Origin of the sequence: Listeria monocytogenes ATCC 19117, assembly GCF_000307025.1 — a bacterium.
GTDB classification, from domain to species: Bacteria; Bacillota; Bacilli; order Lactobacillales; family Listeriaceae; genus Listeria; species Listeria monocytogenes_B.
On the sequence record NC_018584.1, the window covers coordinates 1,542,853 to 1,567,850 of the forward strand.

General features: G+C 38.6%; 21 protein-coding genes and 1 other annotated feature. Of the genes, 1 reads left to right on the forward strand and 20 read right to left on the reverse strand.

The genetic code is table 11. From position 1 onward, the window contains the following. Window positions 1-7: 7 nt before the first annotated feature. The gene (gene aspS, locus LMOATCC19117_RS07675) at window positions 8-1,783 is read right to left on the reverse strand and encodes an aspartate--tRNA ligase (RefSeq protein ID WP_003727403.1); all 1,776 of its coding nucleotides are present in this window, start codon (window positions 1,781-1,783) and stop codon (window positions 8-10) included. Between the two features lies 1 nt (window position 1,784). Continuing rightward, a complete protein-coding gene (gene hisS, locus LMOATCC19117_RS07680; protein WP_003726853.1) occupies window positions 1,785-3,062 on the reverse strand; it encodes a histidine--tRNA ligase in 1,278 nt (425 codons plus the stop codon). 63 nt (window positions 3,063-3,125) lie between these two features. Beyond that, window positions 3,126-3,353: a binding site (T-box leader), on the reverse strand. Between the two features lie 159 nt (window positions 3,354-3,512). Here hisS and LMOATCC19117_RS07685 point away from each other — a divergent pair. Next, window positions 3,513-4,796, forward strand: coding sequence for an N-acetylmuramoyl-L-alanine amidase (locus LMOATCC19117_RS07685; RefSeq protein WP_003726769.1), 1,284 nt, complete (start codon window positions 3,513-3,515; stop codon window positions 4,794-4,796). 37 nt (window positions 4,797-4,833) lie between these two features. On the opposite strand, the gene dtd is transcribed toward LMOATCC19117_RS07685, so the two are convergent. The 18 genes from dtd to LMOATCC19117_RS07775 all read right to left on the reverse strand — a co-directional run bounded on the left by dtd (window position 4,834) and on the right by LMOATCC19117_RS07775 (window position 24,894). After that, the gene (dtd, locus tag LMOATCC19117_RS07690) at window positions 4,834-5,286 is read right to left on the reverse strand and encodes a D-aminoacyl-tRNA deacylase (RefSeq protein WP_003731162.1); all 453 of its coding nucleotides are present in this window, start codon (window positions 5,284-5,286) and stop codon (window positions 4,834-4,836) included. Window positions 5,287-5,301: 15 nt separating this feature from the next. Then, window positions 5,302-7,518, reverse strand: a complete 2,217-nt coding sequence (locus tag LMOATCC19117_RS07695; RefSeq protein WP_003727400.1) for a RelA/SpoT family protein — start codon at window positions 7,516-7,518, stop codon at window positions 5,302-5,304. 205 nt (window positions 7,519-7,723) lie between these two features. Further along, a complete protein-coding gene (locus LMOATCC19117_RS07700) occupies window positions 7,724-8,245 on the reverse strand; it encodes an adenine phosphoribosyltransferase (RefSeq protein ID WP_003727399.1) in 522 nt (173 codons plus the stop codon). Beyond that, complete coding sequence (gene recJ / locus LMOATCC19117_RS07705) at window positions 8,235-10,586, reverse strand: single-stranded-DNA-specific exonuclease RecJ (RefSeq protein ID WP_003734332.1); 2,352 nt, start codon at window positions 10,584-10,586, stop codon at window positions 8,235-8,237. Before recJ ends, LMOATCC19117_RS07700 begins: the two co-directional genes overlap by 11 nt. Window positions 10,587-10,690: 104 nt before the next feature. Beyond that, window positions 10,691-11,035, reverse strand: a complete 345-nt coding sequence (locus LMOATCC19117_RS07710; protein ID WP_003726593.1) for a LapA family protein — start codon at window positions 11,033-11,035, stop codon at window positions 10,691-10,693. 97 nt (window positions 11,036-11,132) lie between these two features. After that, window positions 11,133-13,397, reverse strand: coding sequence for a protein translocase subunit SecDF (secDF, locus tag LMOATCC19117_RS07715; RefSeq protein WP_003734333.1), 2,265 nt, complete (start codon window positions 13,395-13,397; stop codon window positions 11,133-11,135). A gap of 100 nt (window positions 13,398-13,497) precedes the next feature. Beyond that, window positions 13,498-13,788 carry a post-transcriptional regulator gene (locus LMOATCC19117_RS07720; protein ID WP_003726595.1) on the reverse strand — a complete coding sequence of 97 codons (291 nt, stop codon included), beginning with the start codon at window positions 13,786-13,788 and terminating at the stop codon, window positions 13,498-13,500. A 142-nt stretch (window positions 13,789-13,930) separates the two neighbouring features. Continuing rightward, window positions 13,931-14,260 (reverse strand): preprotein translocase subunit YajC, encoded by a 330-nt coding sequence (gene yajC, locus LMOATCC19117_RS07725; protein WP_003723533.1) that lies wholly within the window; start codon window positions 14,258-14,260, stop codon window positions 13,931-13,933. A gap of 33 nt (window positions 14,261-14,293) precedes the next feature. Then, window positions 14,294-15,433 carry a tRNA guanosine(34) transglycosylase Tgt gene (gene tgt / locus LMOATCC19117_RS07730; protein ID WP_003723534.1) on the reverse strand — a complete coding sequence of 380 codons (1,140 nt, stop codon included), beginning with the start codon at window positions 15,431-15,433 and terminating at the stop codon, window positions 14,294-14,296. Between the two features lie 86 nt (window positions 15,434-15,519). After that, window positions 15,520-16,548, reverse strand: a complete 1,029-nt coding sequence (gene queA, locus LMOATCC19117_RS07735) for a tRNA preQ1(34) S-adenosylmethionine ribosyltransferase-isomerase QueA (RefSeq protein WP_003731160.1) — start codon at window positions 16,546-16,548, stop codon at window positions 15,520-15,522. Window positions 16,549-16,551: 3 nt separating this feature from the next. After that, on the reverse strand, window positions 16,552-17,559 hold the full coding sequence (ruvB, locus tag LMOATCC19117_RS07740; RefSeq protein WP_003727396.1) for a Holliday junction branch migration DNA helicase RuvB: 1,008 nt from the start codon (window positions 17,557-17,559) through the stop codon (window positions 16,552-16,554). A 15-nt stretch (window positions 17,560-17,574) separates the two neighbouring features. Further along, window positions 17,575-18,180, reverse strand: a complete 606-nt coding sequence (gene ruvA, locus LMOATCC19117_RS07745) for a Holliday junction branch migration protein RuvA (RefSeq protein WP_003726644.1) — start codon at window positions 18,178-18,180, stop codon at window positions 17,575-17,577. 123 nt (window positions 18,181-18,303) lie between these two features. Beyond that, window positions 18,304-19,239, reverse strand: coding sequence for an L-lactate dehydrogenase (locus tag LMOATCC19117_RS07750; protein ID WP_003726645.1), 936 nt, complete (start codon window positions 19,237-19,239; stop codon window positions 18,304-18,306). Between the two features lie 69 nt (window positions 19,240-19,308). Next, window positions 19,309-20,034, reverse strand: a complete 726-nt coding sequence (locus LMOATCC19117_RS07755) for a YebC/PmpR family DNA-binding transcriptional regulator (protein ID WP_003726646.1) — start codon at window positions 20,032-20,034, stop codon at window positions 19,309-19,311. Between the two features lie 110 nt (window positions 20,035-20,144). Beyond that, a complete protein-coding gene (pheA, locus tag LMOATCC19117_RS07760; protein ID WP_003726647.1) occupies window positions 20,145-20,993 on the reverse strand; it encodes a prephenate dehydratase in 849 nt (282 codons plus the stop codon). A 66-nt stretch (window positions 20,994-21,059) separates the two neighbouring features. Further along, window positions 21,060-22,349 carry a GTPase ObgE gene (obgE, locus tag LMOATCC19117_RS07765; RefSeq protein ID WP_003724114.1) on the reverse strand — a complete coding sequence of 430 codons (1,290 nt, stop codon included), beginning with the start codon at window positions 22,347-22,349 and terminating at the stop codon, window positions 21,060-21,062. 158 nt (window positions 22,350-22,507) lie between these two features. Then, on the reverse strand, window positions 22,508-24,001 hold the full coding sequence (gene glpK / locus LMOATCC19117_RS07770) for a glycerol kinase GlpK (RefSeq protein ID WP_003726648.1): 1,494 nt from the start codon (window positions 23,999-24,001) through the stop codon (window positions 22,508-22,510). A gap of 74 nt (window positions 24,002-24,075) precedes the next feature. After that, entirely contained in the window at window positions 24,076-24,894 is an 819-nt protein-coding gene (locus LMOATCC19117_RS07775; RefSeq protein ID WP_003727395.1) for an MIP/aquaporin family protein, read from the reverse strand. Window positions 24,895-24,998 lie beyond the last annotated feature (104 nt).

A 24,998-nucleotide genomic window follows, 5' to 3' on the forward strand; every position in this document is an offset into this window, starting at 1 on the left:
TCTTTTTTTAGTTTGTTTCTTTTTTCACTGTCTCGAGTTTCAACTCTGCTAGCTGTGCTTCACTCACTTCACCTGGTGCATTTGTTAGCGGATCCACTGCACTACCTGTTTTAGGGAATGCTATTGTGTCACGCAAGTTATTTCGGCCAGCTAAGATCATAACGATACGATCTAATCCAAGCGCGATACCACCATGAGGCGGTGTACCATATTCTAACGCATCCATTAGGAAGCCAAATTGTTCTTTCGCTGATTCATCCGTAAAGCCAAGTGCACGGAACATCGATTCTTGCACTTCTTTTTTATAAATCCGTAATGAACCTCCGCCGATTTCATATCCATTTAATACGATATCATAAGCTTCTGCCATTACTTTAGAAGAGTCCGTTTCAAGAAGTGGAATATCTTCTTCTTTTGGTAAAGTGAATGGATGATGCGCAGATACATAGCGCCCTGCTTCTTCATCATATTCAAATAACGGCCAATCAGTCACCCATAAGAAAGCAAGTTCTTCTTCATTGATTAAGTTTAACTCTTTACCAAGTTTATTACGAAGCGCCCCCAGTGATGCTGCAACGATATCTGCTTTATCAGCTGCAAATAGTAATAAATCGCCATCTTCTGCTTGTAGAGATGCTTTTAGTTCTGTTGCTTTTTCTTCAGGGAAGAATTTAGCAATCGGGCCTTTCAGTTCACCAGCCTCTACTTTTAACCAAGCAAGACCTTTTGCCCCGTAGTTAGCAACAAAAACACCTAGTGCATCTAAATCTTTGCGTGAAAAATTAGCTGCGGCTGCTTTTGCATTGATTGCTTTCACTTCTCCACCATTTTCGATTGCGGATTGGAAAACTTTAAAATCAACATCTTTTACGACATCGGATACATTTTGTAATTCTAAACCAAAACGAATATCCGGTTTATCACTGCCAAAACGATCCATTGCTTCTTTATATGTCATACGAGGAAACGGTTTGTCGATAGTAATATTTTTCGCTTCTTTCACTACATCTACTAACATATCTTCCGTAATCGCTTGGATTTCTTCTTTCGTTAAAAAGCTAGTCTCTAAATCGATTTGTGTAAATTCAGGTTGACGGTCACCGCGCAAATCCTCATCGCGGAAGCAACGTACGATTTGGTAATATTTATCAAACCCAGCAGTCATTAGTAACTGTTTTAAAATTTGCGGAGATTGTGGCAATGCATAGAAGTTACCAGGGTAAACACGACTTGGTACAAGATAATCGCGTGCACCTTCTGGCGTACTTTTCGTTAAATAAGGTGTTTCAATATCAAAGAATCCGAGTGCATCCAGCTTATTGCGGAACGTTCTCGTTACCGTGTGACGCATTTTGAAAATGTTGTTCATTTCCGGGCGTCGTAAGTCTAAATAACGGTATTTCAAACGCAATTCATCCGAAACATTCACGCCATCTTCAATATAAAATGGTGGTGTTTTAGACGTATTTAAAATGGTAATTTCTTCTGCTAAAACTTCTACTTTACCAGTTGCTAATTTTTCATTGATAGCTTTTTCACCACGAGCATGGACTGTCCCTTTAATAGTAACAACAAATTCATTTCGAACACTATCAGCGATTTCAAGCGCTTCTTTCGAAAATTCAGGATTGAAAACAACTTGGACAATTCCTTCGCGATCACGTAAATCAATAAAAATTAAACCACCTAAGTCGCGTCTTTTTTGCACCCACCCATGAAGGACAACACTTTGACCAATATGCGCTTCGTTTAATTCACCGCAGTAACTTGTACGTTTTTCCATTTTAATTCTCCCCCTTGGTGTTTATTAATTTTTCTAGTATAGTTGTTTCAGACACAGCTTCTTGCTCGCCTGTTTCCATATTTTTCAATTGATAATTGCCTGTTTGTAATTCTTCTTCACCAAGAATAATGGTATATACGGCATTTTTTCTATTGGCGTCTTTTAGTTGTGCTTTGAATTTACGTTTTAAGTAATCTTTTTCTGCACTAATGCCGTTTTGTCTTAATTTATTTACGAGTGTTACGGCTTTTAGTTCTGCTTCCGGTTGCGCTGTAATCACATAAACCTCTAACGGTTTTTTCGCAGGTATTTTGATGTCCGCTTTTTCTAGCGCCAGTAAAATACGTTCCACACCAATACCAAAGCCCATTCCTGGTGTATCTGGGCCACCAAACTCTCTCACTAAACCGTGATATCTTCCGCCACCACAAAGCGTTGTTTTCGCACCAAATCCTTCTTCTACGCTCATAATTTCAAATGTCGTATGGTTATAATAATCTAAACCACGAACCATCGTTGAATCAATTTCAAACGGAATCTCTAGCGCATTTAAGTATTTTTTTACATTTTCAAAATAGGCAACAGATTCTTCATTTAAAAAGTCCAGAATAGATGGTGCCGATTGAATTAGTGGATTGTCATGATCTTTTTTACAGTCTAAAATACGCAGTGGATTTTTGTGTAACCGCACTTGGCATTCCGCACAAAATTCATCAATATGTGGTTCAAAATGCGCAACCAGGGCTTCCCGGTGTTTTAGACGACTTTCTTTATCACCAAGACTATTAATGACCAATTTAATATTTATTAGACCAATTTTTCGGAAAAACTCCATTGCTAGTGAAATTACTTCTACATCAATAGAAGGATCATCACTTCCAAGCGCCTCAATGCCCATTTGAGTAAACTGGCGTTGTCTTCCGCCTTGTGGACGTTCATAACGAAACATTGGCTCATTATAATACATTTTGATTGGTTGGCTTACTTCGCCGTATAATTTATGCTCAACAAAAGCACGAACAACAGAAGCGGTCCCCTCTGGTCTCAGCGTTAAACTTCTGCCACCCTTATCTTGGAAAGTGTACATTTCTTTTGATACGATATCGGTGGAATCACCAACCCCGCGTTCAAATAATTCTGTATGTTCAAAAACAGGTGTTCTAATTTCTTCATATTGATAGTTCTCACACACTTTTTTAAACTCTGTCTCTAAAAAATGCCATTTACTAACCTCTTCTGGCAAAATATCTCGTGTCCCTCTCGGTAATTGCAAATCCATCACCATAAGCCTCCTTTTTCACTTCAAAATATAAAGAAAAACCCCCGTCACTTGTTATAAAAAACAAGGGACGAGAGTTTGTTTACACCCGTGGTACCACCCTAATTAGAACTACTAATGAGTCCTCACTTAAGTCAGTTAACGCCTGAATACGTTCTTGCTTACTGTTTTCAACAAGAAACCTCGAGAGTGTCTTTTCAGAAAATGTGACTATCTTTATCCTTTCAGCCAAATGGGATAAATTCTCTGTATAGCATGGATTTCCTTACTTTTCTCTGTCGCTAGTTTTAAATATGAATTATTCTAAGATTACTAAAAACACACTGAAAAGTCAACATTTTGCCAGTTTTTTTATAAAAAACCACTTTCTAGTTCCATGAAAGCGCATTTTATGGTAACATTTTACTGTCAGATAAAAGTTTATGAGTATATGGGTGGTGTTAGCTTTAAATGAAGAATAAATTCATTTTTATCACCGTTGTCTCCATTTTATTGATTGCAGCAGGTATTTTTACAACCATAGCAATGGCGAACGCGAATTCCGTAGTCGTCAAAGCAGAAGTCTTGAATGTCCGCAGCGGTCCTGGTTTAGCATATGATGTAACGAGCCAAGCCAGAAAAAATGAAGTACTCCGGGTAGTCGGTGAAGAAAATCAATGGTACAAAGTTCAGTTAGATAACGGAAATAGCGGTTGGGTTGCAAGCTGGTTAGTAGAAAACACTGATGTCAGCGCAGCAAGTAACAGTGTCGCTATCGTTTCTTCTGACGGCGGTTTGAATGTACGTGAAAAACCAAGTACCTCAAGTAAAGCACTTGGATTGCTAAATAATGGTGATCAAGTAACAGTTACTAGCCAACAAAACGGCTGGGCGCAAATCCAATATAACGGTACAAGCGCATGGGTTAGCTCCGATTACTTAACGATTCGTGAATCTGTTACAAAAGTAGATGAAAGTGAGCTACAAACAGTAACCATTCGCGATGACTCCACTAATATTAGAAATAAGCCAAGTCGTGATGGCGCCGTCATCGAAAAAGCAAATTCTGGTCAAGGGTTCGCTATTCAAGGAGTACAAGGTGACTGGTATAAGATACGTACGACAAGCGGCGAAGAAGGTTATGTAGCTAACTGGGTAGTCGATGTTTCTGACAAAGGTCAAACATCCAGCCCTCGAAGCAAAACAACCAAATTATCCGAAGCAACCATCGTTATTGACCCCGGACACGGTGGCAACGATCCGGGCGCTAAAGGGTCAAATGGCACAATTGAAAAAGAAATGACTTTGAAGACAGCAAAACAATTAAAACAAAAATTAGAAGCTAGAGGCGCTAAAGTAATCCTAACGAGAAACAGTGATAAATATGTCTCTCTAAAAGGAAGAACAAATATAGCTGCCGAAAATAATGCAGATGTGTTTATTAGTATTCACTTTGATAGCTTAGAAGACGCGAGCAAAGGGGTAAGCGGGCAAACAACTTATTATTATGATAATAGTGATAAATCGCTTGCTGAAAGTATTAATACTACGCTCGGGAAAGACCTCCCTACTACTAATCGTGGTGCAAGAGTCGGCGATTATTATGTAGTCAGAGAAAATTCTCAACCCGCAGTCCTTCTAGAACTTGGTTATCTAAGTTCTGCAAAAGATGAAAGTAATATCAACTCAGCATCATACAGAAGCCAAATCGCTGAATCAGTAACAGATGGCCTATCTAATTACTTCTCTAATTAAAAAAAACAATCATTCAGGAGACTGAATGATTGTTTTTTTATTTACGCATTTCATCTGAATCGAGCATTATTGTTACTGGACCGTGATTGACAATTTTCACATCCATCATTGCGCCAAATACTCCAGTTTCAACAATAAAACCCGCTTCTGTAAGTTTTTGATTAAATAAGTCATACAGTGTTTCTGCTTTTTCTGCTGGGGCGGATTTTGTAAAGCTTGGACGTTTTCCTCTACTTACATCAGCGTATAAAGTGAACTGGGAAACGCTAAGAATCGCGCCGCCTCGTTCTGCTAAAGAAATATTCATCTTCTCGGATTCATCTTCAAAAATTCGTAATCCAACGATTTTTTTTGCCATATAGTCCACGGTTTCTGGGGTATCTTTATGGGTGAATCCAACTAATAAACAAAGACCTCCAGCTATTTCGCTAATGACTTCCTCCTCCACACTCACGGAAGCTTCATAACACCGTTGCAGTAGTACACGCATCGCTTCTCCACTCCTTTAGTTCATTAATCTTCTCACTGTATAAACATCTGGAATTTGTTTTATTTTATCCACTACACGTTGTAAATGATTAATATTATGAATCTGTAGCGTGACCACTAATGTTGCCATCTTGTTGTTATCAACCTTAGCATTGACGCCGTTAATATTGGAAGTTAGACTGTTAATCACTTGTAGAATATCATTTAGCAAACCGTTACGATTATAGCCATAAATTTCGATGTCTACATTATAGTCATTTTTCGCTTGTGAATCAGCATCTTCCCAGTCCACTTCGATCAGCCGCTCTGGTTCAATAGCTTGAACATTTGGGCAATCTTGACGATGTATAGAAATGCCTCGACCTTTTGTAATATAACCAACGATAGCATCACCAGGCACTGGATTACAACATCTGGATAGTCGAATCAATAGATTACCTACTCCTTGAACAACTACTCCTGCATTATGCTTAATCTTCAGTTTCTCATTGTTAGCATCTGAATTCGAAGGTTTATTTTCTGATTGCGTCAATAACTTCTCTGTTTCTGCTTCTAATTCACGTTCTTTTCGAAGTTTTTCTGTTAAGCGGTTAGCTACTTGTAAAGCTGTAATGCCATTATAACCAACAGCTGCAAACAAATCATCTTCATGCGAAAAATTTAGTTTATCAGCTAATTTACGAAGATTTTCTGGCGTCATAATTTTTTTCGATTCGAATCCAAGTTGTCTAATTTCTTTCTCAACTAAATCGCGACCTTTTTCGACATTCTCTTCTTTTGCTTGTCGTTTGAAAAATTGTTTAATTTTATTTCGCGCTTGCGAAGTTTGAACTAATTTAAGCCAGTCGCGACTTGGGCCGTAAGAATGTTTGGACGTTAAAATATCAATAATATCGCCCGTTTTTAATTTATAGTCGAGTGTCACAATTTTTCCGTTAATTTTAGCCCCGATTGTTTTGTTTCCGATTTCGGTATGGACACGGTAAGCAAAATCGAGTGGTACAGAGCCATTTGGTAACTCGTACACATCGCCTTTTGGAGTAAATACGTAAACAACATCCGAAAATAAGTCGAGTTTCAAGCTTTCCATAAACTCTTCCGCATTATCCGATTCATTTTGATATTCTAAAATTTCTCGGAACCATGTTAATTTATTATCGAATGAAGTTTTGGAATTAACCACTTTGCCTTCTTTATAGGCCCAGTGTGCCGCAACCCCGTATTCAGCGATTTGGTGCATTTCGTGCGTTCTAATTTGAACTTCAAGCGGTTCTCCTTGAGGCCCTATAACCGTCGTGTGAATCGATTGATACATATTCGACTTCGGCATCGCAATATAATCTTTAAAGCGACCTGGCATCGGTTTCCAGCGCGTATGAATAATACCAAGAACAGCATAGCAATCCTTGATACTACTAACTACAATTCGAACAGCCAACAAATCATAAATTTCGTTAAATTGTTTATTTTGTTCGCTCATTTTCCGGTAAATCGAATAAATATGTTTTGGTCTTCCAGAAATATCCGCTTGAATATTGAGTTCATCTAGATTTTCATTCACACCGTCAATCACATCATGCAAATAACGCTCTCTTGCATCCCGCTTTTGTTTCATTAAGTGAACGATGCGATAATATTGTTGTGGATTTAAATAACGCAGCGCTGTATCTTCCAGCTCCCATTTCACTCGCGAAATACCCAAGCGATGTGCAAGTGGCGCAAAAATTTCTAATGTTTCGTTCGCAATTCTACGTTGTTTTTCCACGGGCAAATGTTTTAATGTCCGCATATTATGCAAACGGTCCGCCAGTTTGATTAAAATAACGCGAATATCCTGCGCCATCGCAATGAACATTTTCCGATGATTTTCAGCTTGTTGTTCTTCGTGTGATTTATATTTAATTTTACCAAGTTTCGTTACTCCGTCTACTAGCATGGCAACTTCACTGCCAAAAACTTCTTCTAAATCCGCTAGTGTGACTGGCGTATCTTCCACGACATCATGTAAAAATCCAGATGCAACGGTCGATGGATCCATTTTTAATTCGACTAAAATGCCGGCAACTTGAATTGGATGAATAATATACGGCTCACCTGATTTACGAAATTGCTCTTTATGAGAATCGCGCGCAAATTCATACGCTTTTTTTACGAGCGCTAGATGTTCCTGATTCATATAATGAGAAGCCATATCGATGACCTGCTCAGCTGTCAGATTTTGTTCTTTCGCCATTTACATTCACCCTCTTATCTCCATGTCATATATACAACTTAAAAACACCCAAAAACTGAGTGTTCTAAAAAATATTCTTGTTTAATATTATAGCATGAGCCGTCTTTGTTTAGAAAGCACTTTTCCTTGATTTTTCACATTTTCTGGCAGTTTTCAGCTTTTTAATCAAAAAACTACCCCTAAAATAATAGGAGTAGTTTGATTTTTATAATTGCATAAGGATTAAACGGTCGTAACCATTTAATTTTTTATGTCCTTCTAGCTCTTTTAGTTCGATTAAGAAAGCACAACCAGCAACAATACCGCCTAATTCTTCTACAAGTTTGATAGTTGCTTCGATTGTTCCACCAGTTGCAAGTAAATCATCTGTAATTAAAACGCGTTGCCCCGGTTTAATCGCATCACTATGCATAGATAATTTATTCGTACCATATTCTAAATCGTATTCCATTTCGATTGTTTCACGAGGAAGTTTTCCTGGTTTACGAACAGGCGCAAAACCAATTCCTAACGCATAAGCAACTGGGCAGCCGATAATAAAGCCACGTGCTTCTGGTCCAACAATAATATCAATTTTTAATTCTTTTGCGTATTCCACAATTTTATCTGTAGCAAAACGATATGCTTCTCCGTCATTCATAAGGGGTGTGATGTCTTTAAATACAATCCCTTTTTTGGGCCAATCGTTCACAATCGCTACATAATCTTGTAAATCTTTAATTTCCATTTTCTAGTTCCTCCGCATTCGGGTAAATTGATGTTTCCATCATTGATTCCATCCAACTATGAAGTTCCGTATAGTTAGAGTACAACAGTTTTTTTCTTGTAGTTATTTCTTCTACCTTTTGTTGATAAACAAGTGATTCGTCCAGATTACGTTTTTCAACAACTTCATTAATAATAATCTGACCACTTTCCATTTTAGCAAATTCTAAATCAAAAAACACCTTTGACATGAAATCTATTTGCTCTTTATTCCAGCCAAACTTTTGCATTAGCCGTGGTGTGTACTTTTCAATTGGAAATGGTTGGAATTTTTTGATGAGACTATATAGCTCAGCAAAGGCTAACCGGTCTGGAATTGCTGGAATTTGATTCCCCTCTGCTGCATCAAAATGGACAAAAATACGCTCTGGTTTCGTTTCACGAACAATCGTTTCCACTAATTCAGTCTTCGTTGGCATATCCGCAAAAACAAGTTCTTCTGTCTGGAAATCCGCCGTAAAATCAGCTTTTTCATCCACTAAAATATAGTTTTTTTCTCCAAGCGTGCCAATCGTTCTTTCTTCAAAACAAACAAAAACTCTTGATTCTGTTTGTTCTTGGAGAATCCTAGCCCACTCAGATTTATTACGTACATCGAAAAGTTGCCAATGCGAGATGTGAATGTCCATCATGCGTAGTTGTGGTTTTTTCACATTATTCCATTCATTGATGGATAATTCCCCAACCACGTCCACGGCTGCATTTGGAGAAATTTTTTCTACCAAATCGCCTACACCAAATCCGATAGAATCTAAAGTGGCATCATTTTCCTCTGTAGCAAGCATTGTTTTTAAATGGGTTTTATCTGCCCCAATTCTTTTCGTTCCTTTTAAATGCATATTTTCTAACAAGAAAATTGGTTTAGGGTTATCCATTCCAAAAGGAGCTAATTTTTCAAGTTGAGCAATAAATGCTACGGAAACATCCGCAATATTTATTTTCTCTTCTATTTTCAAGGCTGGGCGGAAATCTTCTTCAGAAAGAAAACTCGCTTCTTCTTGTAATTTAGCTTCTAATTCTGTTAGATTTTCAGCGGGCAATGTAAGACCCGCAGCCATTGGATGCCCACCAAATGCAGTCATTAAATCACGATGTTTATCAAGCGCTTGATACAAATGAAATGCATCGACGCTTCGACCAGATCCTTTGGCAATTCCAGTAACTGGATCAATTCCTAGTACAATCGCCGGACGAGAATATGTTCCAACTAATTTAGAAGCAACTATCCCTAAAATCCCTGTATTCCAACCCTCTCCGTAAACAACGAGCACATTTCCTAATGTTTCTTTTGCCTCAATTGCCTCCATCGCGAGCTTCGTTGTATCAACAACTATTTGTTTACGTTCTTTATTCGCATCATCAATTTCTTCTGCTAAGAAAAGTGCTTCTTCTGGATCCTCTGTTAAAAGTAAATCCGCCGCTGGATCTGCTGGGCCTAAACGACCAACAGCATTCAGTCGTGGAGCTAAACCAAAGCCAATAGTTTCTTCCGTAGCCTCTTCTAACTTCAAACTAGCTTTTTTAGCTAACACTGAAAGTCCAAGGTTCGCGGATTCGCGCAATTGGCGCAATCCAAGTTGGACAAGTAAGCGATTTTCATCTGTTAAAGAAACTAAATCTGCCACCGTTCCAACTGCAACTAAATCAAGCAATTCTTTCGGTTCTTCTCCAAGTAATGCATGCGATAACTTATAAGCAACACCCACACCCGCTAATTCATCAAAAGGATAAGCTGACTTAGGATGCTTCGGATGAATTACTGCAACAGCTTCCGGCATAACTTCCCGTGGTTCATGGTGATCCGTCACAATAACATCTAAACCAATCTCTTTGGCATGCGTCATTACTTCAAGCGCCGCAATACCATTATCAACCGTAATAATTAAATCCGTTCCTTGGTTTTTAGCCATATCAAAAGCAGTGATATTTGGACCATAACCTTCCGTAAAACGATTAGGAATATAAAATTCAGCATTTGCTCCTAAATGCCGCAGTGTTTTCATTAAAACGGCAATACTAGTAACTCCATCTGCATCATAATCTCCGTAAACTAAAATCTGCTCATTTAGTTCTATCGCTCGCTTAATTCTAGCAACCGCAAGATCCATTTCAGCAAATAAAAATGGGTCATAGCTTTCATATTTTTCTGGGTGGAAAAATTTATCGAATTGTCCTTGCGTTGTAATTTTTCTTTTCCAAAGTAGTTTTGCAAGTGGAAGCGAAATTTTTAGCTGTTCTGCTAATTGGCTTGCTTTGTCTTCCGCCGCTCCCTCGATATTCCATAAGTATTTTGAATGAATCACATTACCCCACCTCTCAACCTTCCTATTATATCGAAAATCACTAGAAAAACCAAGAGGAATCTTCTAACAAAAAACGCCAACATATTTTGTCAGCGTCCCATTTTTTATTTAGTTGTGTCTACCACATTTTCTGTATCACGTGTTTCTACTTTAGATGAATGAGTTTTCATTGCTTTAGCAGCTGCTAGTTGGCGTTCTAATTCTGCTTTTTCGGATGTTAATTGTTTTACTTGTTTCTTCATTCCACGCGATTTCGCGATATTTAAGAAAAAGATAATTAAACAACCACAAAGAACAGAGCCTAAAATAATTAAAATTAATGGCCACTCCGCTTGCGCAAATAAAAAGTTTACTTCTACTGGATCTACATTAATAACTGCAAAAATAGCAATAATGAGTGCTAAAATAATCCCCGCAATTACTTGCCACTGTACTTTATTTTCTTTCATGTTTTTTCTCCTCCTTGCACAATTATCTTATTATTTACCCGTTTCTAGGCTATTAAAAACGACCGAATCTCTTTTTATGAAATTCGGCCGTTCGTTTTTATACGACAGGTTGCCCGTTATTACGTGGTTTTTTCTTTTTAACTGTGCTAATTGGGCCTTTTTTTCGTAGTTGTCGTGCTTTGAATACGTACCACAATTGCATTGCCATAAAGATGGAGGAGAATACACTCGAAACAAGTCCAACAAGTAAGGCGATGGAGAAGTTCAGAATAGACTCACTACCAAATAGTACAAGTGCCAGTACGGTGAAAATAACCGTTAAAATGGTATTAATTGAACGAGTGAATGTTTGGCGTAATGCTTTATTAACCGCATTCGCAATTTCTTCTTTCGTTTTGAAACGTTGCATCTTCATACTAATATCCCGTATCCGGTCGGCGGTGACTATCGTGTCATTAATGGAATAACCGATAACCGTCAGCACCGCGGCAATGAAGGTTAAGTCAACCTCCAGCCTTGTTACACTGAAGAATATGAAGATGATAAATGCGTCGAATAGTAAGGACAGAATCGCCGCAATACCCATATAAAATTCAAACCGGACTGCAATATAAAGTACAATCAGCACAGACGCCACACCGAGTGCCCAGAAGCCATTTTTGGCAAGTTCTTTACCGACAGTTGGTGAAACGGTACTAATGCTTGGTTCGTGCTTATACTTGTCCTCAAAATAGTTTTTAAATTTAGCTACATCATTTTGTGATAATGTCCCTTTATAAGAAACAACGGCTGTTTTAGACCCTGATCCTTGGAAAACAATATCATCCGATGGCATATCAATCGCATCTAAATCTTTCTTAATTTGCGTTTCTGTCAGCGTTTGATTAGCTGTTACTTCCGCTCGTGTCCCACTGGCAAAGTCAATACCTAGATTTAGCCTAAATATGGAGAGAATAACAATACCGACAATAACAATTGCAGCAAAAATAGATAAGAACAGACGATGATGTTTTACAAAATCAAAGCGATCAAAGTGTGTTTTTAAGCTAAAGCTATTAATTCCCTCATGTAAATTATGAATATCTTTTCGTTTAACTGCAAAGAATCCTGGTTTATTGTTAAGCCAATTACTTTTCACTAATAAGCCTAATAAGAATCTTGATCCCCAAACGGCTGTCAAGAAGCTGACTAAAATACTAATGATTAGAACCGTAGCAAAACCTTTGATGGAGCTTGTTCCAAAGTAGAAGAGAACCGCAGCTACGATAAGTGTCGTCAAGTTACCATCTAAAATCGCACGGAATGCTTCTTTACCGCCGACCTCAAAAGCCGCTTTCGTCGACCTACCGACTTTGATTTCTTCTTTTATCCGCTCGTAGGTTATTACGTTCGCGTCAACAGCCATACCTATCCCCAGAATCAAACCTGCAATCCCTGGTAAAGTAAGTGTTGCGTTAAGCAGACTCAGTATTAATAGTACTAAATAAGTGTATGCAACTAAAGTGATACAAGCAATAACGCCTGGTAAACGGTAAACTGCCATCATGAAAATAAAGATAGCAATGACCCCAATAATACCAGCTAAAATTGTTTCTTGTAACGCATCTTGCCCAAATTGAGCACCAACAGATGTCGAGTAAACTTCTTTCATTTTAACAGGGAGTGCACCAGAGTTTAGCAAATCAGCTAAATCTTTTGCTTCTTCCGTTGTGAAACTTCCGGAAATTTCTACTTTATCTGTATCAAGCACGCTACTAACGTTTGGTGCTGATAAGTAAGCTGGGTCTTTCTTCTCGCGTTCTGTTTTGTATTTTTGTCCTTCTTTCCAATCTAACCAAATAACTAATTGATTGTCAGGCGCTTCCGCTAGTATTGTTTTTGTTACACTAGCAAATTTATCTGCACTTTTTAGTTTTAGCGTAACGATTGGGTTGTTGCTTGAATCGAAAGCTTGTTTGGCACCGCCCGCAACTAAGTCACTACCATTCATCATCATCTTGTCATTTGCATCTCTAAATGATAATTGGGCTGTGGTTGATAGCATTTTTCGTGCTTCTTCCTGATCAGTTACCCCAGCAAGTTGAACACGAATACGGTTATCCCCTTCGATTTGAATACTTGGTTCAGCTACACCTAATGAATTGATACGCTTGTCGAGTGAAGTTACCGTATCTGTCAATGTTTGTTTGGATACAGTTCCTTTGCCATCAGCTGGTGAAACTTCATATAGAACTTCGAATCCCCCTTGAAGATCCAAGCCTAGGTTGATGTTTTGCATAACCATTTTTGCGGTACCAAATACAGCACCAAAGATAATTGCAACTACTAGAAAGAAAATAACTATCTTACTCTTTTTTACCATTTCTGTTTCGTTCCTCCCTCATCTAAACCATAACAAATCCCAGTCTAACAACAAATACTTCTATTTTATGTATGAAACCCAAGCATTTGCTAACAGGCTGTTAATCTTCCACATTTGGTTGAAGCATACTATCTGCTTGAGAAACATGGTTATTAGATTCTTGTTCAGCTGTTGTCATAATAAATTGCATTAATTGTCCAATATTCATTTGCATAACATCATTTATACGTTCATGCAAAGCAGGGGTTGGTTCATTCTTCCACTTTTCTTCTGTTAAAAATGCCCAAATGTGGCTTGCCTTGATTTCTCGGTAACCTAAAATATGAAAATCTTCCACTTTTATTGAAATCGCTGGCGCTAAATCTTCATACCATTCCGAAAATGTATCCATATCAAGTCGTCCCCTTTCTTAAACAATAAGCATATTCCCATTTTATCTAAAAAAAGCTTAAATGGGAAGTATAAGCTCTATTTTTATGGTTAAAAAATGCCATTTCACCGTTTAAAGGGAAATGGCATTTTTATTTCAAGTATTATTTGTTGTCTTCTACAACTTCAGTGTCATCAGAAGTTGTTTCTGCTACAACTGGATTAGAAACTGCATTACCTTTTTCAAGTACAGTTCTGATTGCGTTACGGTCAAAAGTTAATTTGCTGTTTCCGCATTTCAAAATGACTGTGCCATCTTCAATTGCTTCAACAATACCGTGAAGTCCACCAATAGTAATAATTTTATCACCTTTTGCTAAACTACTTTGCATATTTTGTACTTCTTTTTGACGTTTTTGTTGAGGTCTGATTAATAAGAAGTAAAACAAAACGATCATCAAGATAATTGGTATAAATGTTACAATACCGCCCATATTTTCCAACTCCTTTCGATACTTTATATATATTTAGAAATTTTTTGCATCAGGACGATTGAATCCATATTGCTCAAAAAATTCTTCCCTAAAATCAGCAAGACGATCTTCCATAATAGCGCCACGAACTTGCTTCATTAAGTTTAACAGAAAATGAAGATTATGATAAGTTGTAAGTCGAATTCCAAATGTTTCCTCACAACGAATCAAGTGTCGAATGTATGCACGTGAGTAATTTTTACAAGTATAACAGTCACAATTTTCATCAATTGGACGGAAATCATGGGTAAACTTAGCATTTTTAATAACTAAGCGACCACTAGATGTCATACAAGTACCATTTCGTGCAATACGTGTGGGAAGAACACAGTCAAACATGTCCACTCCTCGAATTACGCCATCAATCAATGAGTCAGGCGAACCTACTCCCATTAGATAACGTGGTTTATTAGCTGGTAGTAGTGGTGTCGTGTGTTCCAAAACGCGATTCATCACGTCTTTTGGTTCACCAACAGACAATCCACCAATTGAGTATCCAGGGAAATCTAGAGATACCAGATCTTTCGCACTTTGCGCACGTAAATCTTCGTAAGCTCCACCTTGGACGATACCGAACAAACCTTGGTCTTCTGGTCTAACGTGCGCTTTTAAGCCACGTTCAGCCCAGCGAGATGTTCTTTCTACTGATTTCTTCATATATTCATGCGACGCTGGATATGGTGGACATTCGTCAAAACTCATCATGATGTCAGATCCAAGCGCATTTTGAATTTGAATCGCTTTTTCTGGTGATAGGAAAAGTTTGTCTCCGTTTAAATGGTTACGGAAATGAACGCCTTCTTCTTTGATATCACGCATTTTACTCAAACTAAACACCTGAAAACCACCTGAATCCGTTAAGATTGGTTGATCCCAGTTCATAAATTTATGTAGTCCGCCCGCTTCTCGGATAAGTTCTTCTCCAGGACGCAACCATAAATGATACGTATTGCTTAAAATAATACCTGCACCCATGGCTTTTAATTCTTCGGGTGACATTGTTTTTACCGTCGCAAGCGTGCCAACTGGCATAAACATAGGTGTATCAAATGTGCCGTGCGGTGTATGGATTTTACCAAGACGAGCACCTGTTTGTTTATCTGTTTTAATTAGTTCATAACGAATGGCAGACATGTGTTACCTCTTTCTTATTTACTCTATTCACTAGCATAACGAAAATTACCAATGAAAACAAGCTTTTCTATTAATTTTTTCGCAATTTAATGAATAAACATGGCATCGCCAAAACTAAAGAAGCGATATTGTTCTTCTACAGCATGATTATAGGCTGCTAAAATTTTCGTGCGGTCCGATAAAGCAGACACGAGCATAATTAATGTTGATTTTGGTAAATGGAAATTCGTTATTAGTGCATCTACTGCCTGAAAAGTATACCCTGGGGAAATGAAGATCTCTGTCCAACCTGATTCAGCCACTAGTTTGCCGTCATGACGACTCGCAATTGTTTCTAATGTTCGGATAGAAGTCGTTCCAACTGCAACAACTTTTCCGCCTTGTGCTTTGATTTTATTAATTCGCTCAGCAGATTCTTCTGTTAAACGATAAAATTCAGAATGCATTTTATGATTGGTAGTATCTTCTACGTCCACTGGGCGGAATGTTCCGAGCCCTACATGAAGCGTCACGAAAATGATTTCTACACCTTTTGCGCTAATTTTCGCCAGTAAATCTTCTGTAAAATGAAGGCCCGCTGTCGGCGCTGCTGCTGAACCATTCTCTTTCGCATAGACGGTTTGATAACGATCCTGATCAGCAAGTTGTTCTTTAATGTATGGTGGAAGTGGCATCTCGCCAAGTTGTTCTAAAACTTCATAAAAAATGCCTTCATAAGAAAATTCTAAAATCCGACCACCATGCTCGAGCTCTTCCAAGCAAATCGCTTTTAAAGCACCATCACCAAAAGTAATGGTAGCACCTTTTCGAATTCTTTTGGCAGGTTTTACTAAAGTTTCCCATGCATTGCCTTCTTTTTGTTTCAAAAGGAGCACTTCAATGTGCGCGCCAGTTTCATCTTTAATACCATGCAGCCTTGCTGGGAGAACACGTGTGTCATTTAATACTAGTGCATCCCCTTCGTTTAAATAGCTGATAATATCAGTGAAATGTTGGTCTTTTATGTCACCTGACTTTTTATCAAGCACCATTAGCCGGCTTGAAGTCCGGTCTAATAGTGGGGTTTGTGCGATTAATTCTTCTGGTAAATCAAAATCGAAATCTTCTACTTTCATGCTTTATACCTCTTTTTCATAACTTATTCCTAAATGGTTATACGCCGTTTCAGTTGCGATTCTTCCGCGCGGCGTCCTTTGTAGAAAACCGATTTGTAGTAAATATGGTTCTTGCATATCTTCAATGGTTTCTCGTTCTTCTCCAATACTTGCAGCGATTGTATCCAGTCCAACTGGACCGCCTCTAAATGATTGGATAATTGTGTGGAGCAATTTTTGGTCAATGGTATCTAATCCTCTTGGATCTACTTGAAGCAAAGTAAGTGCTTCTTTCGCTAGCTTTTCTGTTACCGTTCCGTTTCCTCGAACTTGCGCGAAATCACGTACCCGTTTTAATAAACGATTGGCAATCCGTGGGGTTCCTCTTGAACGTCTAGCTATTTCACGTGCACCAAGATCATCAATCTTTGTATCTAATATATTCGAAGTTCTGAGTACAATTTCTGTTAACTGCTCTTCTGTATAAAATTCCAAGTGGTCAATTACGCCAAAACGATCTCTGAGTGGTGCCGATAAAAGTCCCGCTCGTGTGGTAGCTCCAATCAATGTAAATGGTGGTAAGTCTAGACGAACAGAGCGCGCAGTTGGACCTGTTCCAATCACAATATCCAAACAATAATCTTCCATTGCCGGATATAAAATTTCTTCAATCGCTCTCGATAAACGATGGATTTCATCAATAAATAAAACATCCCCTGGCTCAAGGCTTGTTAAAATTGTCGCCAAGTCACCTGGTCGTTCAATTGCTGGTCCACTCGTTGTTTTAATTTGACTCCCCATTTCAGCTGCAATAACCATTGCAAGCGTTGTTTTACCAAGCCCTGGAGGTCCGTATAAAAGCACGTGATCCAAGGCTTCATTCCGGAGTGTGGCAGCTTCTATAAAAACTGTTAAATTATTCTTTACTTTGTCTTGCCCAATATATTGTGAAAGGTTCTGTGGCCGCAAACTAGTTTCAAAAGATACTTCTTCTGCGTCTACCGTTTCACTTGAAATAATTCGTTCATCCATGCCACAAGCTCCTCTCTATTTTGTCATTAATTGTAGTGCTAGCTTGATATATGCGTCGCTTGTTAGGTCTTCTTCTTTTGACAATTTTGGTATTACTTTTTTTAGTTCTCGCGTGCTATAACCGAGCGCTTCTAAAGCTAATACAGCTTCTTCTAATTGCGGAGAAAGTCCAGCAACCATATCGTTTTCTGGAGCAACATAAACAATTTCGCTCGCGACAACATCAGCTAGTTTGCCTTTCAAATCAAGAATGATTTGGCGTGCTGTTTTTTTACCAACGCTTGGAAATTTGGTTAAATAAACATCGTCTTCGGATTCAATAGCAGAAATCAGTGGAACGACATCGCCTGAAGCAATAATAGCTAGCGCGCTTTTTGGTCCAATGCCCGAAACACTCAATAATTTTTTGAATAAATAACGTTCTTCTGTTGTTTGAAAACCGAATAGAGAAATATTATCCTCCCGCACATGTTGATACAAAAAGACTTGCGCTTCTGTACCTTCTAATCGTTGAAAGGAAAACGGGTTTCCTGTAATTATTTGATAGCCGATTTGTCCTGCCTCGACAACAATATATTCGGGTGTAATCGTCGTAACGGTTCCTTTTATGTAATCGTACAATTTATTCGTCCTCTCTTCATTTCACGTCATACATTATATGATAGCATAAAACGGAACGTCTGTACTAGTTTTTGTTTATAAAAGAAACGCTTATTTAGTTTACATAATAATATTATTGACACCTTAAATAGATTGAATACTTTTTTTAATAACCGCCACAGAATTCGCAAATGCTTCTTTTTCTTTCTCATCTAATTTTAAAGAGATGATTTCTTTTACACCATTTTGACTTAAAACGGCTGGAACTCCGATAGCTAGACCACTTTCTCCGTATTCGCCATCGAGCACACAAGACACCGTTAAAGCACGCTGGCTCCCACTAAATATATGGCGACAAATCTCGACAATCGTACCACCTATGCCGTATTCTGTGCAGCCTTTTTGGTGGTAGATTTCAAAACCAGTATCCCGAGCAGTTTCACCTATTTGTTTCAAATCTAGTGCCTCGCCTAGTTTTTCCACACTATATTCATTCACTGGTTTACCATAAATAGATGAATGGGACCACACGGGGAATTGAGAATCTCCGTGCTCACCAAGGATAAAAGCATCGATACTTTGAGCAGCAATATCTAGTTTTTCTGCGAGTAAACGGCGTAACCTTGTTGTATCAAGCCATACCCCCGTTCCGAGTACTCGTTCTCTTGGTAAACCGGACAATTTCCACACTTGGTATGTGATGATATCACACGGATTCGTCGCGATTAAGAAAATACCATTAAACCCGCCTTTCATCATCTCGGGCACAATGCTTGAAACGATTCTTGAAGTACTTCTCAGTTCGTCTAAACGAGTTTGTCCTTCTTTTAAAGGACCAGCAGTTACAGTGATTACAGCGATATCTACATCTGCACAATCGCTCGCATCACGAACAGTAATATCCATTTTACCAGGCATAAATGCAGCTGCATCAGCCAAGTCTTTCCGATTCCCTTCTACACGTTCTTTATTTAAATCTACAAGAATTAACTCTTCCACAAATTTTTGATTAACAAATGCGTGTGCTGCAGCTGTTCCTACATTTCCAGCTCCAATTATCATTACTTTACGCGGTTTCATATTTTCTTCCTCCTAGTGATTCATATAAAACACCCCTATTCAAATTGTCCGAAAAAGGGGTGTGTTGACTTAATTTATCTCTGCGTTCGTATAAACTTCTTGCACGTCATCATCATCTTCAAGTGCTTCTAACATTTTATCAAATTGTGTTTGATTATTTTCTGCAACTTCATTATAAACCGTTGGAAACATGGATAATTCAGCAGTAGCAAAAGTGTACCCGGCTTCTTGCAAAGCCTCTTTCACTTCCGGAAAAGTAGCCGGATCAGTAAAAATTTCAAATACATCTTCGCTTACTTCCACATCATCTGCCCCTGCTTCAATAGCCTCCAGCATGAATTCCTCTTCGTCCACATCTAAACCTTCGCGTAAAATAACAAGATAACCTTTACGATCAAACATATAGCTCACACTACCGGTTTCACCAAGACTTCCACCGTTTTTATTAAAAGCTACACGAACATTGGTGCTCGTACGATTTTTATTATCTGTAAGCGCATGGACAAGAACCGCAATTCCTCCCGGCGCATATCCTTCATAGGTTACTTCATCATAATTTTCGCCACTCGTATTACCAGCAGCTTTATCAATAGCTCGCTTAATATTATCGTTCGGCATGTTGACCGCTTTTGCTTTATCCATAACTAATCGGAGTGACGGGTTTAAATTCGGATCAGGACCTTTTTTCGCTGCAACAAAAATTTCTCTCGCTAATTTTTGGAATACTTTGGAACGCTTAGAATCTTGTGCATTTTTTCTACCTTGAATATTATTCCATTTTGAATGTCCTGACATATATTTCACTCCTTTTAGATTTAGTAAAGCTTTTCTCCTACAAATTCTAACGTAAAAAGGGAGGAATCGCAATAAAAAAGTTACCGCAAAAAATTGCGATAACTCTTTATTTAAGTCGTTTGTAAGCGGTGAACGTGATAAGTTCCAAGTTTATTTGCCGTTCCACCTAAAAGTGTTATTTCATCAAGCGCATTAGTTACGAGCGTTTCTTTCCCTTCTGAAAGTACATCAATCAAGAAAAAGTACTCGCCTAATGAGGTTTTAAGCGGTCTTGATTCGATTTTACTTAAATCAATATCCCGCCAAGCAAACGTAGATAAGACTTTATGTAACGCACCTGGCATATTGTTAGGCAAAATAACAGAAATAGACGTTTTTTCTTCTTCTTTTGGTAATAAAATTGAAACAGGTTTACGACTTAAAACAAAAAATCTTGTTTGATTTAATTCCAAGTCTTGCGCATTTTCTTTGACGATTTCAAGCCCGTACTCATTCGCCGCCATGCGTGGTGCAATAGCTGCGACAAGTTCTGTCGGATTATTACTAACCCATTTTGCAGCATAGGCTGTAGAAGGTGTAACTTCACGCTCTACTCCATATAATTCTGCTTGAAGAAATGTATGACACTGGGCAAGTGCTTGTGGGTGGGACATTACTTTTTGCACTGATTTCCAAGCGGATACGTGTGCTGGATGAACCATTAAATGTTGCGCAATCGGGAGAACAATCTCCGCTACTACAGGGACACTTGAAAAATGAAATAAGTAGTCCAGCGTGATATTTACGCTTCCTTCAATCGTATTTTCAATTGGAACAACAGCCACATCCACGTCTTCCTTTTCAATTGCCATAATACAATCTGGAATCGTACTCTTAGCTATCATCTCTTCTTTTGGAAAAGCCTTTGCTGCTGCCGCGTGTGTAAAAGATGCTGCTGGGCCTAAATAAGCAATTTTCATTTTCAACTCTCCTTTTATCGTAGCTAGGAAAAAAGCGTGCGCCAACTAATTGGCGCAGCACTTTATTTAATCCATAAATTCAAATTCATAATCAAGCAGGCGAACGATATCGCCGTCTTTAGCACCACGTTTTCTAAGCGCCTCATCAACACCCATTGCACGAAGCTGACGAGCAAAACGACTAATAGATGCATCGCGCTCGAAGTTTGTCATCGTGAATAAGCGTTCAATTTTTGCACCACTTAGTACAAAAGTACCGTCTGGCTCTCTAGAGATCTCGAAGTCAGGTTCTTCAGCAACATATTTGTAAAGAACTGTATCTTCGTCTTCTTGTTCCAAAATTTCATTAAGTGGAAATTCTGGAGTTGTTTCTAATTTATCCGCAATAGCAAGAAGTAATTCGCGAAGTCCCGTTTTTGTTACCGCAGAAATTGGGAATACCGGAATATCTTCAGCAATTTTTGTTTTAAATTCGTTTAAATTTTCTTCTGCATCTGGCATATCCATTTTATTAGCTACAATAATTTGTGGACGTTCCATTAGGCGCAAGTTGTACTGTTCAAGTTCATTATTGATAGCCATATAGTCTTCGTATGGAACGCGTCCTTCTGAGCCCGACATATCAATGACATGCACGATAACACGTGTTCTTTCGATATGACGTAAGAATTGATGCCCTAAACCAACACCTTGACTAGCGCCTTCAATTAGACCCGGTAAATCGGCCATAACAAAGCTACGACCATCTCCTGCGTCAACCATTCCTAAGTTTGGAACAATCGTCGTAAAGTGATACGCAGCGATTTTTGGTCTCGCAGCAGAAACAACAGATAATAGGGTTGATTTACCGACACTTGGGAAACCAACTAAACCAACATCTGCTAACACTTTAAGTTCTAATTGCACATTTCGTTCTTGTCCAGGTTCTCCGTTTTCAGAAAGTTCTGGAGCCGGATTTGCTGGTGTTGCAAAGCGTTTGTTACCACGTCCGCCACGTCCAGCTTTTGCAATAACTGCGCGTTGACCATGTGCGACTAAATCAGCAATAATCTCACCCGTATCAATATCTTTTACAATGGTTCCTTGTGGTACTTTGACAACTAAATCTTCTGCGCCGCGTCCATGCATACTTTTACTCATGCCATGTTCGCCGTGCTCTGCTTTAAAGATTCGTTTAAAGCGGAAATCAACCAATGTACGCAGACCTTCATCTACTACAAATACAACGTCTGCTCCTTTACCACCGTCACCGCCAGCAGGACCACCGTTTGGTACAAATTTTTCGCGACGGAATGCTACCATACCGTCCCCACCATTACCAGCTTTTACATATATCTTAACCTGATCTACAAACATAATTTTTATATTCTCCCGTTCCTTAAAAGTCTTATCTTTCATTATAACGAATAAACTATACATCTGTCACTATATTTATTTCTATTTCCAAATATTTATTTGTTTTACATAACAAAAAAGCGCCAAATGCTTTTACACATTTGGCGCATCTTAAAATTTTATTTAAAGGCTTGTGCAGCTTTGACAGCTTTATGCCAACCTTCATATAAATCTTCTCTTTGTTCATCTTTCATTTCTACTTCAAAACGTTTGTCTAGTTTCCAATGTTTTTTAATTTCGTTTTTGTCTTTCCAAACGCCTACCGCAAGTCCAGCTAAGAATGCCGCACCTAGAACGGTTGTTTCTTTGTTTTCTGGACGTTCTACCGGAACGCCTAGAATATCGGATTGGAATTGCATTAAGAAGTTATTAGCAGAAGCCCCGCCATCCACACGTAACGTTTTTAAGCTAATACCAGAATCTTGTTCCATTGCATAAAGCACGTCTCTTGTTTGATAAGCAAGAGATTCCAATGTCGCACGGATAAATTGTTCTTTTTCGGTACCACGAGTTAATCCAAAAACAGCACCACGAACATCGGAATCCCAGTAAGGTGCGCCTAAACCAACGAATGCTGGTACAACATATACACCATCACTAGATTCAATCCGGCTCGCATAGTTTTCAGAATCGCTTGATTGACGAACCATTCGTAACCCGTCACGTAACCACTGAATAGCCGAACCAGCAACGAATATACTACCTTCAAGTGCATATTCTACTTTTCCATCAATTCCCCAAGCTAGTGTTGTTAATAAGCCGTTTTCAGAACGGACTGCTTTTTCCCCAGTGTTCATTAGTAAGAAACAACCAGTTCCATAAGTATTTTTCGCCATCCCTTTTTCAAAACAACCTTGTCCGAATAAAGCGGCTTGTTGGTCACCAGCAATACCTGCAACCGGCACTTCTTCACCAAAGAAGTGATAAGGCACTGTGTCCGCATACACTTCAGAGGAAGGACGAACTTCAGGTAACATTGCTTTTGGGATATTAAGCATTTTTAGAAGTTCATCATCCCACTCTAAATCGTAAATATTATAAAGAAGTGTCCGAGAAGCATTGGAATAATCTGTAATATGAGCACGACCACCAGTTAATTTCCAAACTAACCAAGTATCGATTGTTCCGAAAAGAAGTTCTCCTTTTTCAGCACGTTCTTGCGCACCATCTACATGGTCGAGAATCCAGCGAGCTTTTGTACCCGCAAAATACGGATCAATCAAAAGACCAGTTTTAGAACGAATGGTATCTTCATAGCCGTCTTTACGTAATTGTTTACAAATATCTTCTGTTTGACGAGATTGCCAAACAATCGCATTATAAATTGGATTTCCGCTTTCTTTATCCCAAATAACAGTAGTTTCACGTTGGTTTGTAATACCAATCCCAGCAATTTCTTTAGAAGAAATATTTGTTTTGAGTAATACGCCTGCAATAACAGCTAAAATCGAAGCCCAGATTTCATTGGCATTATGTTCAACCCAACCTGGTTTAGGAAAAATTTGATCAAATTCTTCTTGTGCAACGCCAATTACTTCTCCTTCTTCGTCAATAATCATCGCTCTTGAACTCGTTGTTCCTTGATCCAGTGCTAAAATATATTTCTTTTCCATGTAAAATTCCTCCTCTAGTTTTAAGTACAACGAAAGCCCGAAGACCTTCGCTTGGAGCTAGTTATTATTCTAGCTTATGCTAAATCTTTTTTCTTGTCGAGTTGCATCGTTAAAATAAGAATTAAAACAAATAATACTGCGAACACCCAGAACCACATTCCTAGTTCTCCGTTAATAATGGCATTATACCCTAAAGCACCTAATGCACCGCCCATGATTGGTCCAATAACTGGAACCCATGAGTAACCCCAATCAGATCCACCTTTGCCAGAAATCGGCCAAACAAAATGCGCAATTCTCGGTCCAAGGTCACGAGCTGGGTTGATGGCATAACCAGTAGTTCCACCAAGAGACATCCCGATAGCTACGATTAATGCGCCGACAACAAGTGGATTTAATCCATCTGAAAAAGAATTTGCACCTAGTGATAGTAATCCAAATACTAAAATAAAAGTACCTAATGCTTCACCAAAAAAGTTAGATGTAAAATGGCGAATAGCTGGCGCCGTTGCAAAAACACCTAGTTTTGTTGGTTTGTCTTCTGTTTGTTTCCAGTGAGGATAGTAATGTAACCATATTAGCGTTGCCCCAATAAATGCTCCGATAAACTGAGCAAGAATATATGGCAATACGTAATTCCACGGGAAAGCACCTGCAAGCGCCATACCAATAGTTACAGCAGGGTTAAGATGGGCCATACTCATATATCCTGAAACATATACACCCATTGTAACACCTAGCCCCCAAGCTAAAGTAATAACGACCCAGCCGCCATTCTCCGCTTTAGATCTTTTCAGTGAAACACCTGCTACGACACCAGCACCTAAAATAATTAGGATAGCCGTACCAATAACTTCACCTAGAAATTGTGTTGCTAAACTTGTGTCAATCATCTTTTCCAACTCCTTCTTCTTGCTTATTTGTATCACCGGAATTTTAACACTTACTAGTCCCCTTACATTCCGATTATCAATTAACTTCAAAAAAAGAATGACAA